General features: G+C 54.7%; 9 protein-coding genes. 8 read left to right on the plus strand and 1 reads right to left on the minus strand.

Annotation, left to right across the window (positions count from 1 at the left end):
- The first annotated feature begins 269 nt into the window (after nucleotides 1-269).
- From ACZ5BI_RS06505 to ACZ5BI_RS06535, 7 genes are all read left to right on the plus strand, one after another.
- Complete coding sequence (locus ACZ5BI_RS06505; RefSeq protein WP_464895910.1) at nucleotides 270-1,502, plus strand: restriction endonuclease subunit S; 1,233 nt, start codon at nucleotides 270-272, stop codon at nucleotides 1,500-1,502.
- Between the two features lie 599 nt (nucleotides 1,503-2,101).
- Nucleotides 2,102-3,205: a tryptophan--tRNA ligase gene (gene trpS / locus ACZ5BI_RS06510; protein WP_464895911.1), complete on the plus strand. Its 1,104-nt coding sequence runs from the start codon at nucleotides 2,102-2,104 to the stop codon at nucleotides 3,203-3,205.
- A 4-nt stretch (nucleotides 3,206-3,209) separates the two neighbouring features.
- Nucleotides 3,210-3,875 carry a SanA/YdcF family protein gene (locus ACZ5BI_RS06515; RefSeq protein ID WP_464895912.1) on the plus strand — a complete coding sequence of 222 codons (666 nt, stop codon included), beginning with the start codon at nucleotides 3,210-3,212 and terminating at the stop codon, nucleotides 3,873-3,875.
- A 128-nt stretch (nucleotides 3,876-4,003) separates the two neighbouring features.
- Nucleotides 4,004-6,301 (plus strand): alpha-1,4-glucan--maltose-1-phosphate maltosyltransferase, encoded by a 2,298-nt coding sequence (locus ACZ5BI_RS06520; protein WP_464895913.1) that lies wholly within the window; start codon nucleotides 4,004-4,006, stop codon nucleotides 6,299-6,301.
- Between the two features lie 26 nt (nucleotides 6,302-6,327).
- Entirely contained in the window at nucleotides 6,328-8,235 is a 1,908-nt protein-coding gene (treS, locus tag ACZ5BI_RS06525) for a maltose alpha-D-glucosyltransferase (RefSeq protein ID WP_464895914.1), read from the plus strand.
- A complete protein-coding gene (locus tag ACZ5BI_RS06530) occupies nucleotides 8,225-9,559 on the plus strand; it encodes a phosphotransferase (RefSeq protein WP_464895915.1) in 1,335 nt (444 codons plus the stop codon). The genes treS and ACZ5BI_RS06530 overlap by 11 nt, the downstream gene beginning before the upstream one ends.
- A 117-nt stretch (nucleotides 9,560-9,676) precedes the next feature.
- Nucleotides 9,677-14,845 (plus strand): SpaA isopeptide-forming pilin-related protein, encoded by a 5,169-nt coding sequence (locus ACZ5BI_RS06535; RefSeq protein WP_464895916.1) that lies wholly within the window; start codon nucleotides 9,677-9,679, stop codon nucleotides 14,843-14,845.
- On the opposite strand, the gene ACZ5BI_RS06540 is transcribed toward ACZ5BI_RS06535, so the two are convergent.
- Entirely contained in the window at nucleotides 14,842-16,353 is a 1,512-nt protein-coding gene (locus ACZ5BI_RS06540) for a PucR family transcriptional regulator (RefSeq protein ID WP_464895917.1), read from the minus strand. The genes ACZ5BI_RS06535 and ACZ5BI_RS06540 overlap by 4 nt on opposite strands.
- A gap of 200 nt (nucleotides 16,354-16,553) precedes the next feature.
- Between ACZ5BI_RS06540 and ACZ5BI_RS06545 the strand changes: the two genes are divergently transcribed.
- The gene (locus ACZ5BI_RS06545; protein ID WP_024058410.1) at nucleotides 16,554-17,810 is read left to right on the plus strand and encodes a Glu/Leu/Phe/Val family dehydrogenase; all 1,257 of its coding nucleotides are present in this window, start codon (nucleotides 16,554-16,556) and stop codon (nucleotides 17,808-17,810) included.
- The last annotated feature ends 147 nt before the right edge of the window (nucleotides 17,811-17,957 follow it).

The following is a 17,957-nucleotide window of genomic DNA, read 5'->3' on the forward strand; positions in this document are numbered from 1 at the left end:
AACCTACTGTCTAGCCGATGCTGATACTTCTCATATCTTGCTTCTTATGCCCACCGCACCCACTCGGATAAAATCTCTCCCCCACGCAAACCTGTAAATGTCTGTCAGTGAAGTAGATCAGTGGCGGCAAGTTTATCGCTAGATGGTTACTAACTTTGTACGATAGAGGACGAGGCTGCGATTATCGGGAGGTTTACTTTGAAAGCTGCAACAGCGCAAACACCAAGCTCCAAAAGCGCCAGCAGCACCCCTAACACCGAGGTACCCGCATGAGCCACATAGAAGGTCTAATCTCCCACCACTGCCCTGATGGTGTGGAATTCATAGCACTGCAGGAACTATTCAATACTAGGAACGGCTATACGCCTTCAAGGAAGAATCCCGCGTATTGGGAAAACGGAACGATTCCCTGGTTTCGGTTGGCTGATATTAGAGGTGGCGACAGGATTCTCACTGAAGCGATTGAAAATGTATCTCCGTCTGCCGTAAAAAAGAGTGGTTTATTCCCCGCAGGCACCATAATTATTTCAACATTGGCTACCATTGGCGAACATGCATTAATGGAAGTACCTGGTTTGTGCAATCAACAGCTAACAGCACTAACTTTACGTGAAAAATATGCCGATCTTTTTAATATCAAGTTTTTGTTTTATTACACCTTTCTTCTAGCTGACTGGTGTAAGAAAAATACAATGAATTCCAGCTTTGCCTCTGTGGATATGAAGCAATTTAAACGTTTCAAATTCCCGGTGCCGCCACTGGAAGTGCAAGATGAAATCGTACGAGTTCTAGATTCCTTCACCAACCTAGAAGCGAATCTGCAAACGGAATTAGAAGCTCGTCGCCAGCAGTACGAATACTACCGCGCCTCGTTGTTTGATAGTGCGAAACTTCGCTCGACTTCTACCGAACTTGCTCTGGGAGAACTTGGCACCTGGAGTGGGGGTGGCACTCCCAGCAAATCTGTAAGTTCTTATTGGACCGAGGGCTATTTGTGGGTCTCTCCCAAAGATATGAAGCAGACGTATATTTTCCAAACAGAGGATCAGATCTCAGAAGAAGCAGTTAAATCTAGAGGGTTACGGATATATCCCCCTGAGACTATCCTGTTAGTTGCGCGTTCGGGAATCTTGAAACACTCGCTCCCGGTAGGAATATTAGAAAAGCAAGCTACGGTTAATCAGGATATTAAAGCCCTACGAGTAAACAATAGCGTGACGTCTAAGTACGCCTTGTACACTCTGCAAAACTACTCCCAGGACATTCTACGTAAATGTCATAAAGCTGGCGGATCAGTAGATTCTTTAGATATGAAAAAGCTCCTGGCATTCCAAATCCCCGTGCCGCCTTTGGCGGAGCAGGAAAGGATTGTGGGGATTTTGGATAAGTTTGATGCTTTGGTAAACGATCTTTCTTCTGGGTTACCGGCAGAAATCGAAGCTCGGCGTAAGCAGTACGAGTATTACCGCGACCAACTCCTAACTTTCACCCCCGTAAAGTAACTACGCGATTCGGGTCGCGGCCGGTAAAAGATACGAGAGGGACACACAAGTCGCCAGTATCTCTGCTAGTCGGAAACATAGCCATTAATCTCCTGTAGAAACTCCCTATCCTCGCCTAGACGAGGAAATCGAGGTCCCCGGAGTGCTTTTACCGAGCCAGACCCACAGCAGGTTGCCTGATAATCAAGCTTGGGTAGGAGGAAAAACTTTCCCTCGCGCGTAACTACTATCCGATTGCCAAGGCAACAGAAAATCAACTGCACTCGCAACTAACAGCCGACACACTCTGTTATTTAACTTCATTCCCGAAAACCCGGGTGCAACCCGACCTAGCAACTTCCAGGTATTGGGTAGGCGCGGGGGAAAAGTTTTATCCGAGTTAACCAAGGGGCGAGATTTTATCCGAGCAGGTGCGGTGGGCATAAGAATTCGGGAAACGTGGCCACGTTTTCCGAATTCTTGGGCAGGAGGAAAAATCTCGCCCCGGGTGATTAGCAGGAGGAAAAATCTCGCCCCCGCGCACAACCAACAACTAGAAAGACACTTATCAGTTGCACCCAGTTTTCCGGGAATATCCTTGGCACCGTAGACTGGGAACCATGAGCGATAGCGGCGAGAAACTAGAAAATTCCACTGATGCGGCTTCTTTGAAGCGGGCAGAGCTGAAATCTCAAGAGATTGAGGCAGCGATCGATAAGGATCCTTCCAAGTTCCGGGTACTCACTGGGGATCGCCCGACTGGCGCCCTGCATTTGGGGCATTATTTCGGGACGATTAAGAACCGGGTTACGATCCAGCGGCGCGGGGTGGAAACCTGGATTTTGATCGCTGACTATCAGGTGATTACGGATCGGGAGGGTACTGGTCCGATTCGCGAGCGCGTCCTCAATATGCTGGCTGACTATCTTGCTTGCGGACTGGATCCGGAAAAGACCACGATTTTCACCCATTCGTCGGTGCCGGCAGCTAACCAGTTAATGTTGCCTTTCCTCTCGCTAGTTACGGAGGCGGAGCTGCACCGCAACCCCACAGTGAAGGCAGAGTTGGAGGCTTCGGAGCGGCCTATGTCGGGATTGTTGCTGACTTACCCGGTGCATCAGGCGGCCGATATTTTGTTCTGTAAAGCGAACCTGGTGCCGGTGGGTAAGGATCAGCTTCCTCACTTGGAGCAGGCGCGGGTGATTTCGGATCGTTTCGAGCGGGTTTTCCGCCGTAAGTCTTCTTTGGAGCATCGGGTGTTCCCCCGTCCGGAGGGACTGCTATCTGGTGATGGTGCCCTGATTTTGGGGTTGGATGGCGAAAAAATGTCCAAGTCGCGGGGTAACACGGTCGAGCTGGGAATGACCAGTGATGAAACTGCGAAGCTGATTAAACGCGCGAAGACGGATGCGGAGCGCCAGATTACTTATGATCCGGAGAATCGCCCCGAGGTTTCTAACCTGTTACGGCTGGCCGGCCTAGCTAGCGGGCAGGATCCGCGTGCGTTGGCCGAAGAGATCGGAGATCAGGGTGCGGGCAAACTAAAACAGGTGCTCACGGAGGCTTTAGATGGCGCTCTGTCCCCGATTAGGGCGCGGCGCGCTGAACTATTGGCTGACCCTGGCTATCTGTGGCAGGTGCTAGAGCGCGGAAATCAACGCGCCAATGAGGTAGCTGACCAGACCTTGGCGGAGGTTCGCCAGGCAATGAACATGGTTTACTAGCCTTATGCGTGCTTTGCGGGGACTGATCCGGCTAGTGGTTACCCTGGTGGTGATTGCCGCTATTGTCGTGGCGGGAACTAACATTTATGTTTGGCAGAAAACCAAAGACCAGATAGTTTCGTTAACTGAGGCCAAGGACAAGAACGCCCAGGTGATCCTGGTTTTGGGAGCGGGGGTAAACCCGAACGGCTCGCCCTCGCCGATGCTTACCCACCGTCTGCAAACCGCTTTGAATCTGTATCAGGCGGGAGCGGCTAAGAAGATCTTGATTAGCGGTGACCACGGGCAGGTTCACTATGACGAGATCAAGGCGATGCGGCAGTGGTTGATTAACCATGGGGTTAGCGATCAGGTGATTTATGCTGATCATGCGGGTTTTTCTACCTATGAATCGGCTTATCGCGCAGAAGCGATTTTTTCGGTGCAACGCGCGATCGTAGTGACCCAGCCCTACCATCTGCCCCGCGCCCTCTATGATTGTCAAAGTCGCGGTATCGAGGTTTGGGGAGTAGGTGCGGCCGGTAATGCGTATCGGGGGCAAGTAGAACGTAACCTCCGCGAGTATTTGGCGCGCACCAAGGATGTTGCTTGGGTGCTTACCGAGCAAAAACCCACCTATCTCGGCCCTAAGATTTCCTTAGATGGCCCGGCTTCTGCTACCGATGGGTAAAACTGTTTTTGTCCAAAGTAGCGCCATTTTACGCTCACTTTTATCGCTAGCAGAGAGCGGAAAGGGCGCGAGGCGCACTGCTGCTTGTTAGGCTGGAGGGGAAGCAGTCCGTCTAATAAGGAGACACTATGGCCGGCGATACGCCTCGTTCCCGCAAAACTCGCTCAACTACTAGTTCAGCTGGTCAGAGGGCTAAATCTTCTAAGGTGAGCGCCACCAGTTCCCGTAAAACCGCGGTTCATGCCAAGGCCGCCACTACTACTCCCCCGGCGGGCGCTACCGCGAAAGCTAACGCAGCCTCCGCTAGTAAACCAAAGACTGCTACCAGCGTTCCTCGCCGGCGCGCCAGCCGGGCGAAAGTAGCCGCCCCCAAAGCGACTACCCTTAAACCTTTGAACCTTATTTCTCCCGAGGCTCGGCTGGCACGGATCCCGGTCACCGAAGTAGAACCGGTTTTCGAGGACGGTTTGTGGCCAGCCAAAGCAGTCGAGAATGAATCTTTCCCCGTGCGCGCCACGGTGTTTAGGGAAGGCCACGATGCTTTAGGGGCGGAAGTGGTATTGGTCGATCCGCAGGGTAAAGAAACGATGCGGGCGCGGATGTACGATGTCGCGCCCGGTTTAGATCGCCTGGAAGCCTGGATTAAGCCCACCGGCGTTGGGGACTGGAGTTTTAGGGTCGACACTTTCTGTGACCCCTATCAGACCTGGGCAAAGGAAGCCTCCATTAAGGTGCAGGCAGATCAAGATGTAGAGATGGAGTTCGAGTTAGGCGCCCGACTTTTTGAACGTGCCGCTAACGGGGAAGCCATAAATAATCCTGCCCAGCAAGCACCGGATCCCAAGAGCGCCGCTCGCCTCTTGGATGCCGCCAAAGCTATGCGGGATCAGTCGCGTCCGGTGCAAGAGCGTCTGTCGGTGGGGCTTCATTCTTCGATTCGAGGAATCTTCCGGGCTCATCCCCTCCGGGATCTGCTCGAGTCTTCTCGCACCTATCCTTTGCGGGTTGACCGCGAACGCGCCCTTTACGGTTCCTGGTACGAAATCTTCCCCCGTTCTATCGGTGCCTATAAAGATCAGGAAGGGCATTGGCATACGGGAACCTTGCGCACTGCCGCCGCTGATTTGCCGCGCATTGCCGCTATGGGGTTTGACGTCGCCTATTTAACTCCGGTTCACCCCATCGGAACTACTTTCCGTAAGGGACGTAATAATTCTTTGGAGGCTACCCCGGAAGATCCCGGCTCACCTTACGGCATTGGTAGCCCCGAGGGCGGCCATGACGCTATTCACCCTGATCTGGGCGATTTTGACGATTTTGATTACTTCGTTAAGAAAGCGAAAGGTCTAGGTCTAGAGGTAGCGCTGGATTTGGCGCTGCAATGCTCCCCGGATCATCCCTGGGTGAAGGATCATCCACAGTGGTTTAAGCACCGCCCGGATGGAACGATTGCCTACGCAGAGAATCCTCCCAAGAAATATCAAGATATTTATCCCCTGGTTTTTGATCAGGACTATCGCGGTTTGTATAACGCGGTGCGGGACGTGATTCAAAAGTGGATTGATCATGGAGTAACGATTTTCCGGGTGGATAATCCCCACACCAAGCCGGTACAGTTCTGGCAAGAGATTTTAGCGGAGTTCCGCAACAAGCATCCCGAAGTGTTGTTCCTGGCGGAAGCGTTTACCCGCCCCGCGATGATGCGCACTTTGGCGCAGGTAGGTTTCCATCAGTCCTACACCTATTTCACTTGGCGGAACACCCGTAAAGAGATTGAAGAATACTTCGACGAGGTGGCTTGGGAATCCAGCCCCTATATGCGGCCTTCTTTCTGGCCAACTACCCACGATATTTTGACCCAGGTCATGGTGGATGGCGGGATTCAGGCCTTCAAAATGCGGGCAGTTTTAGCTGCTACTGGTTCCCCTAACTGGGGTATTTATAGCGGATATGAACTGATTGAAAATGTGCAGCGTCCCGGCTTTGAGGAGCAAATCGATAACGAAAAATACGAGTACAAGCCGCGTGATTACTCCGGAGAAACCGCGCAAGAAATGATGGGTTTGCTCACTACTTTGAATGGGATTCGCCGCCGTCACCCGGCTTTGCAGCGCCTGCGGAATTTGAAGATTCATGAAACTACCCATCCGTCAGTAGTCTGTTTCTCCCGGCACCTGGATGCTTGGGAATCTCCGACCGGGGTGGCTGACACCGTGATCGTGGTAGTAAATCTGGATCCACACGATACCGCGATTGGCGCCATTCACCTGGATCTGTCGGCGCTGAAGATCAGTGGCTCGTCCTCGTCCTGCTTTAAGGTACGCGACGAGCTAGATGGGAAAGTCTACGATTGGGGCTCGGCTAACTATTTCGAGCTCAACCCCTACGATCGTCCTGCCCATATTATGTCCGTGGAAGCTTCCTAGACTAAAGCATTTAAGAGGAGTATTTGTTGAGCGAAGCCATAACCGAGGAACACGACAACCTGGGCAAACTATTGCTGCCGCGCCGGGATTGCCAGGCGGTTCCCTCCCCTGCGGAAACCCCGAACTGGTATCGCAGCGCCGTTTTCTACGAGGTGTTAATCCAGGCGTTTTCGGATTCTAATGGGGACGGCGTGGGGGATTTCCAGGGGCTGATTTCCCGTCTGGATTACCTGGCCTGGCTGGGAGTGGATTGCCTGTGGCTGCCCCCGTTTTATCCTTCGCCCATGCGCGATGGCGGCTACGATATTAGCGCTTACACCGATGTGAATCCGGCTTTCGGTTCGATGGAAGACTTCACTGTCTTAGTGGAGGCCGCTCACGAGCGCGGGATCCGCATCCTGGTCGATATTGTAGTCAACCACACCTCTGACCAGCATCCTTGGTTCGAGGCTTCCCGCAAGGATCCCGAGGGCGAATACGGGGATTTTTACGTTTGGCGAGACAGCGACCAGGACTACCAAGATGCCCGCATTATTTTTATCGACACCGAAACCTCTAACTGGACCTATGACGAGGTACGCGGACAGTACTATTGGCATCGTTTCTTTTCGCACCAACCGGATTTGAACTTTGAAAATCCGGCGGTGCAAGCGGCAGTAATGAACGTGGTGCGCTACTGGTGCCGCACCGGGGTGGATGGTTTCCGCCTGGACGCGATCCCCTACCTATTTGAAGAAAACGACACCAACTGCGAAAACCTCCCAAAAACTCACTGGTTTGTGAGCGAACTGCGCAAAATGGTGGACGCAGAGTTCCCGGGAACGTTAATGGTAGCCGAAGCCAATCAACCTCCCCTAGATGTGATTGACTATTTCGGCAGCGAAACCGAACCCGAATGCCATATTTGTTTCCACTTCCCCCTAATGCCTCGGCTGTTTGCGGCGCTGCGCACCGGCTCTTCCAAGGGGCTGCGGCAAATCCTTGCGGAGCTACCGGAGCTGCCGGCGGGTGCCCAATGGGGAACTTTCTTGCGTAACCACGATGAACTCACCCTGGAAATGGTCACTGACCAGGAACGTGAAAACATGTATTCCTGGTATGCGCCAGAATCGCGGATGCGGGCGAACGTGGGGATTCGCCGCCGCCTCGCGCCGCTTTTAGGGGGTTCTCGCCGCAAAATAGAACTCGCCCATGCCCTCTTGCTTTCTATGCCTGGCTCTCCCTTCCTCTACTACGGGGACGAAATCGGCATGGGCGACAATATTTGGCTCCCTGACCGTTTCGGGGTACGCACTCCCATGCAATGGGACACTTCGGCGACCGCTGGTTTTTCTTCCGCCGACCCCGAGTCTTTCCTGGTTCCTTTGATTGACTCTCCGGGTTGGGATAACCGCACCATCAATGTCCAAGAATCTCTGGGGCGTCCCACGTCTTTGCTGCACTGGTTGCGCGACGCCATCCATTTGCGCCGCCGCCTGACCTGCTTCGGGCAAGGCTCATTGTCACAGGTAGGTTCAGATCAAGACTCGGTATTGGCCTTTATTCGCCGTGACCAAAACTCCACAGTGCTTTGTATCTACAATCTGGGCGAGGGCGCGGTAGCGGCGCGGCTAACCTTGCCCGGGATGGCCACTTGGTGTTTGCGGGAAGCTTTCGATGGCGGCTGGTTCCCGGCAGTGGGCGCGGATGAAACCGTCACCGTAACCATGAATCGCCACGGTTTTTATTGGCTAGAACTTTTTGCTCCTGACCAGGCACAAGACCTGCAAGATAAAGAAAATGAACCGTCAACCACTACTACCTCTGTTCCGGTGATCGCCCATAGCGCCACCTCGGCTGCTGCCCCACAACCCGACACAGATGCCGAAACTACTGCCTATCGTTACCCGGCGCTAGATTTCTCGGTGTTAAAGGAGAACCAAGATGACCGCTGAGTCCCCCAATAGCCAGCTTAAATGGCCTGGCAGAGACGCTATTATCGACACTATCTGGGAGTATCTGATCCAGCGGCGTTGGTTTCCCTCTAACCTGGAGCGCTCCCAGGTGCGGGTTTTGGATTACCGCGAACTCGAGGATCCTGGTTTTCGACTCTTGATTTTGGAAGCGCAGGGCATCTGGTATCACCTGCCCCTGGCGTTGGTGGCAAATTGGAGTGGAGCAGGGATTGCTGGACGCACTTCCTACCCCAAGGAAAATCCCGGATACCTGGTCGACGGCCCCTACTGCCCAGCATACGTCCAGAATTGGATTCGCTCTACCCACCAGGCGGGCACTTTGCCCCTATTGCCAGAAGCTGACGATCTACTATCGAACCTGCTAGCTGCCAGTTTGGAAAGCAAAGTTTTATCCGGGGAACAATCTAATACTTCGGTGCTGTTGGGCGGAAAATACCCCACGATTATTAAGTTTTTCCGGGTGCTCGTAACCGGGTCAAACCCGGAGGTGACTGTCCCCCTAGAGTTGGCACGTACCGGCTGGCAAGGAGTGCCGCAGCCCCGCGGTTACTCCCAACTCAGTCTTTGGGATCAAGACGGCCAACCCCAAGAGGTCACTACCGCAAGTGCGGCGATCTGCCTAGATCAGGCTCAAGATGGTTTCAAGCTGATTTGTTCCCTGGCCGCGAGCGGCGAAGACCCCACGGAGCTAGCTCACCAGCTAGGAGCGTTTACCGCCGATATGCACCGCCACCTTTTGGAGGCTTTTGGGCAGGGCGAGGATCCGGCCTCGGGAACTATGCTCGCTACCCGTTTGCGCAACCAGTATCAGCAGGCGGAGACCGCTTATCCGCAACTGCGAGACCATTTAATCGGGGAGGAAGTCGCTCGCCTCGCTCAGGCACTGACTGGCCTGGGAGGATTGCCACCTACGCAGCGAGTACACGGAGACTATCACCTCGGACAGTGCCTGTATAGCTCGAAGAGTTGGTATGCGATCGATTTCGAGGGCGAACCTTTACGACCCTTAGAAGAACGTACCGCTCCTGACCAGGTAGAGCGGGATATTGCCGGGATGCTGCGTTCATTCGACTATGCCCGCGTAGAGGGCGGGGCGGATGGAGACTGGCTTAACCGTGCCCGCCTAGCCTTCCTGTCCGGATACTTTGGAGAAGAACAACTTCCCGGCCCCGCACTAGTGGTTTTAAGAGCCTTTGAAGTGGAAAAAGCTCTCTATGAAGTGCGCTACGAAGCCGAGCAGCGACCCGACTGGGTAACCATCCCCTTAGAAGCGTTGATGCTACTTCTACCACAATCGGTCTAACCAGCATAAACAATAAGTTTTTAAGGGCGAACTCACTAGCGGATCAACCTCAAATTCTGGTAGACTTGTTACAGAATTGTAATCTTTGTAACTTTGAGGAAACCAGCAGGAGTCCTGATGCGCAATCCCTTAGCTAAACGCCCCACGGCGCTAGTCCTCACCCTCTCCCTAATCGGATACATGATCGCCCTGATCGGCCCGGCTTTAGCGGTAGGTGTCGCTAACGCCGCCAACGGTAAGGTCATCAAATCCTGGAACCAGCTGGGTACCGTCCTCACCGAGGACATCGACCTCAGCGATTCTGCTTTGCCTGCCGACGCCTCAAAGCGCACCATCACTGTTGGGGGCAACGTCACCGTAACCGGCGCGACTAATAAGACTTTTAAGGGACTGTCTTTCCTGGTCACCGCAGGTCATACCCTGACGGTAAACAACCTCAATATCGATAACTCCTCCCACCCAGACTTGGCGATGGTCACCGCGGGGGACAACAATGCCAATAACCGCCTGGCTTTTAGCGGGACAAACACTTTCACCCGCCAGGACGCCTCCTCGGAAAATGCCACCAAGGAATACCCGGTTCCGCTCCCCTTGGTGCAGGTAAAGGCAGATACTACTTTGAATGTCGGCCAGGCGGGATCGGGTGTCTTGAACCTGAACAATCCCGGCTCTCCCCGCTCTCAAGCAGCCCTGATTGGAACCCAATACTTTTCAACCTTCGGCACCATTAACCTTGCTGGCGGCACCTTAAACCTCAAGGGATCTTCCGAAAGTGCTGCCCTGATTGGTTCCGGTGGTGCTTACTACGAGGTGAACCCGAACACTAACCCCAGCTGGCTCAACAACTACGATCAAACCCCCTGGAGCGCTGGGGGCACTATCAATGTCAAAGGCGGGTCTGTCAACCTGGCAAAAGTCGGCAACGGGTCGTACGGAGGGGCTTTCATCGGTACTGGTCGCGGTGCGGTTCAGCTTCCGGCAGGTGCACAAGCCGATTGGGCACAGAAAAACGCGACGGTAACTATCAACGTTAGCGGCGGACAGATTAACGCTACCGGGAACCACACCGCCCTGGGGGCAAGTAGTTTCACTACCCCCATGCAAGATTCTGAGGGACACATAAAGACTGCTTTCACCCAGCCGTACCCACGGGTAAATATTTCTGGCGGCCTTGTCCAGGTCAGCCCGGCTACTGCTGACACCGGAAATAGCGCGATGAATATTGGTTGCCGGGGGGTGGGCAACTGGAACGAAAACTTCGCTAGTCTCGGCTGGCCAAAGGCTCCTGGCTGTGAAGTAGCTATTAGCGGCGGCAAAGTCACAGTGGGCTCCGCGGACTCTAACCTCGATCAGGCCGGGGATATCGCGGCTATCGGGTCTGGTCCGGACAGCGCCAATGTAAATGTAAAAATCTCTGGCAATGCCCAGGTAACCGCCTATTCTAATGGTCGCGGCGCCGCGATTGGTGGGGGTTACGCCTCTGGAGCTACTAAGGTCACCATTTCTGATAGTGCCTATATTGAGGCTCTGGGGGTAGTAAGCGAATCTCCCGCTATCGGGGCGGGCGGTCTCCCTTCAGACGAGCTGTTTACCGGAAACTCCCGACTGAACGAGGATACGATTCGCGCCGCCGAGCAAAACCAGGTGGTTATTTCGGGGAATGCGCGAGTCAATGCCGAGACCGCCAGGGATTCCGCCGAAAAGTACACTGCGGTTAACGGAGCTATTGGCGCTGCCGCTAACCGTTCCGGACGGGTAAGCCTCACCGACCAGGCAAATGTGACTGCGAAAGTCTTTGGACGCCGTGATGGGGCGGTAATCGGTAGTGCCGGGTTTATCGATACCTACGTATCCGATCCCTTCCAGGTCAGCATTTCTGGCTCTCCCACCGTGCAAGTCGCCGTGCAGCCAGTATCGCAGCAAACTCAAAAGTTAGGTTACGGCTTCGGAGCAGCAATTGGCTCCGGGTATCGGAGTAAAGTTCCCGCTAGAATCACTCTTTCTGGCAGCCCTAATCTGGATTTGATTGGTGGACAGGCCGCCTCTGGAGTGGGGCTAGGTTTCCAAAGTTCCGGTGGGGGCAGCTCGGTAACCGCAAACTTGGACGCCGGCGCTAAGCTCCAAGTGACCTCGCCCGAAGGCTCTCCCCGCACTGATGGCAGCACGCAGCGTACCTACCCGCTTGCCGACCGGGAAAATATGCCGCTAGACACTAGCTCCGGCAAGGGACAGGTACTAAACTTGCGTTTTGCTGATGGCAAAGCGGACGGAGCCGGCAATCCGCAAACTTTGGGTCTGAGTACCGCGGTAGCTAAACTCACCCAAAATAAACAGTCAGTGCCTTTCTCCCTGGTCACTCCCGAGGGCGAAACTGTGCTTTCCTCCGCTCTGACCAGCACTCTTTACAATAATCTGGCACTGTCGGTTCCCAAGGCCGGTAACTATTACCTGCAATCGCGAGTGACCCCCTCACTGTTCGCCTATCACGGCGACAAGAACGCGGCGGATGCCTTTATCTTCCCAGTTAACGGCCAGATTTACACCCAGGACGGGTTGCTGTGGGCACAGGGGTACTCGTTGAAGTACCAGGTAGCTGGCGAGGGTGGCTCCCTCCCCCAGGCGTATACCACTGCGCGTTACCTGCCCCCGAATACTGTTATCGGATCGCTACCGGCAGTAACTTTACCCTCGGTTTCGGGTAAGACCTGCGCGGTGGATCATTGGGAACTCAATGACGCCCCGGTTGCGGAGGATCAGTTAACGCAGACCAAGCTGAGCGCCGATACCGTGGTGAAAGCGGTAACTAAGTGTGAGGACACGGTTACTCCCCCGGATCCCAAGCCGGAAAAAACCGCATTCACCTGGCAGCTGCAAGATGATAAGGGCCAGCCATTAACTGGCGGACAGTTTACTTTGACTGAAAAAGACGGCGCGGCAGTTACCGTTCCGGATTCTACTTCCGGTACTTTCACCGCCAATGACTTAGATCCGGCAAAGAGCTATGTGCTCACCCAAGCCGCTGCTCCAAAAGGCTACGACTTGCCGGAGCAGACCAGTCATACCGTTACTTTTGAAAAGACCTCCCAGGGCTACCAGGCAAAAGTAGATGGTAAGGCAGTAAGCAGGGAAGCGTTTGTTATTACTAACACCAAGACTCCGCTGCCTCCTCAGCCAGTAGCTTTCAACTGGAAACTACAAGATACCGCCAATGACCTGCTACCCGGCGGCAGCTTCAAACTGGTTTGCGGCTCTGAGGAGGTAACACTTCCTGCTGCAGGTAGCGCCTCCGGTACCTATAACGTTTCTTTAGATCCCACTAAGGACTCCTGCACCCTCACCCAGACTGCCGCCCCCGAAGGCTACAAGCTGGGTGACGCTACCTCCTATCAAATAAGTTTCGTAGAAAAAGATAACGCCAATGGGATTTGGGCTGCGGTGGTTGCCGGTAAGGAAACCAGTGAAGTTACCTTCACCAACGTGGCTCTACCGAAGCCTCCGGCTACTACTTCCTTCTCTTGGAAGCTGACGGACACTGCCGGCAAGAACCTTAATGGAGCTACCTTCACCCTGAGCGGTGGGGAAGCCCCGTTGACGGTTACCTCCCAGGACGCAGCCGATCCCGGGGTATATAGCGCTTCGAATCTGGATCCCGCCAAGACCTACACTTTGACCGAAACTACTGCTCCCAGTGGTTATAAAGCCGATACCGCCAGCTATACGCTCACTTTCGTTGCCAAGGGTGACACCTACCAGCCGCAGATAAATGGTGAGCCTTTGGCAGATCAGGGTCTGGTTATTAAGAACGTTAAACTTCCCACCAAGGCAGAGATTCGTTGGGAAGTGGTTTCTTCCGCGGATGCTAAGCAGTATGTGCCCGGCACTTCCTTTAAGGTGACTGCCTTTAAAGCTGATGGGCAGAACTTGGATACCACGAAGTCTTTCATCGTATCTGATGTCACCGCAATCGCCGGGGATCGGGATCTGAATCCAAATCTGGGGCAATACCGGGTAGAAGTTCCAGATGGTTCTCTTAAATACCAGGTGGAACAGCTAACCGCTGGCGCTGATTTCGTTCCCAAGACCGGCGCCCAGGTGGTCACCTTCAAGCTGCAAACCGATGGACGCTACAGCCAAAAGGTTGATCTGGGCGGACTCAAGTTTGAAAACACCCCAGTGATTAAGACCGCGCAGTTTACTTGGAAACTGGTAGATAAGGATTCTAATCCCCTAGAGGGCGGCAGTTTCGCCCTGAAAGATGGTAGCGATACCGTTCCGGTCACGGAGAATAAGGCGGATGCCTCTTTCCAGGCCACTTTGAATCAAGCTAAGACCTATAAGTTGCAGCAGACCGCTGCCCCGGAAGGTTACGACAAAGACACCAAGATTTACACCATCAGTTTTGAGAACGGAAAAGCCCAGGTTTCGGTAGATGACACCGGGGTTGACCTTACTGAGGGGACGCTGGTGATCAGCAATAACAAGCAGACCACCGATCCCACCCCGGATCCCACAGACGAGCCGACTACCGATCCGACTACCCCCGGAACTGATCCCACGGACGAGCCGACCCCTGATCCCAAACCGGTCAGCGGGGAACTCACCTGGAAGGTGGTTGATGGTAAAGGTCAGCCAGTAGCCGGAACTTCTTTCCAGGTCACTCCCCTGGGCAAAGATGGTAAGCCCGCCGCAGCGGCCTTTGAGGTCACGGATTTTGTCAGTGGCACCACCACCTTTGCGGTTCGTACTGACCAAGATCCCGCTACCGGTGCCTACCGGGTACAGGTTAGCGACGTGTCCTTACAGTACCAGCTAAAGCAGCTAACCACTGCCAAGGGTCTGCAACTGACAGCGGATCAAACGCTTTCTTTCAGTAAGGGAACGGATGGTAAATGGTCGCAAACCGCTGCGAAACCGTTCGTTAACCTGGCGGAACCGGAAGATAAACCGACTCCCGATCCCACGGATGAGCCGACTACGGAGCCTACTGAAAATCCGACTACCGATCCGACTACGCCCAGTACTGACCCCACCTCTGAAACCAAACCGGGTAACCAGGGAGGAACTACTACGCAGCCGTCAGCTGGCCAAAACGGTGGAGCTACCGAAGCACCGGCCGGTGCTTATATGACCGGTGGTTCGAAGGCCTCTGGCACTAGCGCGGGACCGGCGCCCTCGTCACTGAGAATTACCGGTGCGAACGGAGCCACTTTGGCTTTGATCTCCGCGATCTTGGCACTGGCCGGTGCCGGAGTGCTCACGGCTCGCAAACTGCGCCAAGACCGCTAGGAATTGCGTCCTTGGAGGGCTACCCAGGCGGAGGCTTGGGCACCGGCTTCTGCCAGGTTAACGCCTAGTTTGCTTTGCAGTTTTTCTAGCCGCTTAGCCACGGTGTTGCGGTGTAGTCCCAGGGTCTTGGCCATCTGCTGCCGGTTACCTTTAGTAGCAACATACTGTTCCAGCAGCGCCAGCAGGTCTGCTTCTCCCCGTAAGGGCAGCAGGAACTGCCGAGAAAACGCCGCTACCGTTTCTCTCCCCATTACCTGCAATAGTCCGGAACGGGAAATCTCCTCCCACCGGGCTACCGGCTGGGTATTTCCGGTGTGCCGCAAGGCTTGCCGCGCCCCCGCTAGGCCGGCATTAAACCGCGAGATCGGGTAATCCTGCCCCACCCCCGCCCGCAGAGCCGAAAATTCTTTGCGAGAGAAGTTCGACAAAGTTAGCGGCAGTGCCGCTACCGGAATCGCCATTTCCAGATTTTCGGCGCCAAAACGCCACAGCGGCGGAGGCATAGTCTTAGTCACTGCCCGCTCCACTCTGGCAGCTAAAGCCCGCAGGTCTCCCTCCTCCCCGGCCACTACTACCGGCACATAGCGTCCGCTCAGCGTGCGAGAGAGCGGAAACGCCATCTCGGTTAGAATCTGCGCCGCCCCCAGCTCCCCAGAAAGTAACAGTTCAAATGCCCGTTGCAGCAAGCGTCCATGATAGGAGGCAACAAAGCGGAAATTAGCTAACGCCGAGGCGACTAACAACCCCGCCTGCGAAAGGGCCTGCTGCTGCCACGGCGGGGGAAACACGCTCCAACAGGCTTGCAGCCAAGCGGTTTCCTGCCCGAGGGCATTTATCGGAGTGAAAAGACAGTAGCCTTCCTCAGTTTCAAAGGAAAGCTGCGCCGTATTGGCGGAAAATCTCTCCCAAGACTGTTCTGAAAACTCCCCTAAATCGGCAGGCAACGTGGGTGCGGCCGCTTGGGCTACTACCCTGCCCACCTTATCTCTGATAATTACCCGCGCGCCAATCCCCCGCGCTAGCTCCCTGGTAATCGTGTCTACACTGCGCGGTTGCGCAGATGCTTGGATCAGGCGCTGCTGCAAAGCCGTCAGTTTATATTTGCCCGAGGTGGCTTCGACCTCTATCATCCGCGCCACCTCTTGCGAAAGTGCGACAAAAGATTGATCGGCGGCAACCTCAATCAGATTAAGACCAGTTTTTCGGGCTGCCTGTACCAGTAGCGGGGGAACGGTATCGTGGCTTACCCCCAGGCCAAATCCTAGGGTAGTAATCCCCCCAGCCACCAGACGCTGGGCATACTCCAACCAGCCCGATGCCCCTTTCGGATTCCCCGCGGAAGTGGTTAGCAACAGTTCGTTTCCCTCTAAGAAAGTAGCGGGATTTATTTGTTCCGAGGTCGCCACCCACCGCAGCTTCGCCAAAGGATTTGGGCACCACAGGGACTGAATATGTAAATGCGGCCGCCCGAGCAGCGCCTGCACAGTAATCATATGTACATTATGCACATTCTAGTTCTAGATTTTATGCATACCGCATATTTACCCCTGACTTTCGTCCTAGATAGACTGCAGTTACCGCCGCTCAAAACGGAGGTGATGGGGCGCCGACCACCTTAGCAATGACGACAATCGTCCTAAATGATTCCTGTCAGTCAGAAAAACTAAGGCCAGACCCCAGTTGAAAACCTTAAAGGAGATCAAAACATATGTCCGAGGATTACAAACCGAATCCCTATGAGGACGCGAAGAATCAGCTACGGGAAGCCCAGAAAATCCTGGGATTTTCCGAGGGCGACTACGAGATGCTCGCTTCGCCGCGCCGTGAAATGAGCGTTTCCATTCCGATTCGTCGCGACGACGGCACCCATGAAGTGCTGCACGGCTACCGGGTACAACACAACTTGACGCGCGGACCGGCCAAAGGCGGCATCCGCTACAACGAACACGTCGATATTGACGAAGTTCGCGCCCTATCCATGTGGATGACCTGGAAATGCGCCCTAGTGAATTTGCCCTATGGTGGAGCTAAAGGCGGGGTCACTATTGACCCCAGCAAGTATTCGCAAGCCGAACTCGAGCGGGTAACTCGCCGCTACATTTCCGAGATTCTGCCGATTATCGGCCCAGAAAAGGACGTGCCCGCCCCCGACGTGGGAACTAACGAACAGACCATGGCCTGGATTATGGACACCTATTCGCAGTTCCAAGGCTACACCGTCCCCGGGATTTGTACTGGTAAACCGGTTTCTCTCGGCGGATCTTTGGGGCGCGCAGAAGCGACCTCTCTGGGCGTAGTAATCATGGTAGAAGCCGCTCTGAAGAAAAAGGGCATTAAGTTCGCGGACGCCTCCCTGGCGATCCAAGGCTTCGGTAAAGTAGGGCGCGGCGCTGCCGAAATCGCGCAGCGTCGCGGCGGCAAAGTCGTCGCCATCTCCGATATCTTCGGCGCTATCTACAACGCCGACGGTATCGACACCAAGGCTCTGGGCGAATACGTTGACGAAAAGGGCAAAGTCGTAGGCTTCCCCGGTGCCGAACCCATGGATGCCTCCCAGCTGCTACTGCTGGACGTCGACGTAGTGGTACCGGCCGCCATTGAAGGCGTGCTCACCAAGGACAATGCTCCCGACGTGAAAGCCAAGATTATTGTCGAGGGCGCCAATGGCCCGACTGATTCCGCCGCCGACAAGATCCTAAACGAAAAAGGCGTCATGGTGGTTCCCGACATTCTGGCAAACTCCGGCGGCGTAATCGTGTCCTACTACGAATGGGTACAAGGACGCGACAACTTCTTCTGGCCGCTAGAGCGGGTACAAAAAGAAGAAGAACAGCGGATCACCGCCGCCTGGAAAGACGTAGAAGCCTACGCCGAAGAAAAGGGCGTGACCTTGCGGGTTGCAGCTACCGTATTGGCGGTGGAGCGCGTCTTGCAGGCGCACAAACGGCGCGGTCTTTACCCGTGATCGTTGCCTAATGGCAGAAAATCTGCCCGTTGAGGTGACTTGATATCTCCCCCGAGCGGGCCGGCCGCTCGGGGGAGATACTTTTCCTGCCACCTCTGATAATAGGAATATAGAATGTGCGCGAGGGCGCAGAACAAGCGGTATCTT

It is taken from the genome of Varibaculum sp. GTC20041, assembly GCF_055387755.1.